Raw genomic sequence first — 303 nt, forward strand, 5'->3', positions numbered from 1 at the left:
GGTCGTTCTCGACCTTGTGCCCGGTGCGTGGGGTGATGGTGTCGATGATCTGCCCGTCGGTGAACGCGTCACCATGCCAACGGAAGTGCGATTCCAGGTCCTTGGGCGCCTTGGTCACCCGTGAGCCGACGATGAACCGCAGACCGGCCTCGTCGAGGTCCTTCAGATTCGTGGACGAGAGCATGCCGGCGTCGGCGACGACCACCATGTCAGCCAGGCCGTGGCGGGCCTGGAAGGCCGTCACGATCGGCACGATCGTCAACGTCTCGGCCTTGTTGCCCTCGAAACAGCCGATCTCCAGGG

Annotated in this window: 1 pseudogene; it reads right to left on the minus strand. The window is 64.7% G+C overall.

The features are described from left to right. Nucleotides 1-303 (minus strand): annotated as a pseudogene (locus tag BKD30_RS15195) (IS1634 family transposase); the annotation flags it as partial.

Source organism: Tersicoccus phoenicis (assembly GCF_001968835.1).
Classification (GTDB): domain Bacteria; phylum Actinomycetota; class Actinomycetes; order Actinomycetales; family Micrococcaceae; genus Tersicoccus; species Tersicoccus phoenicis.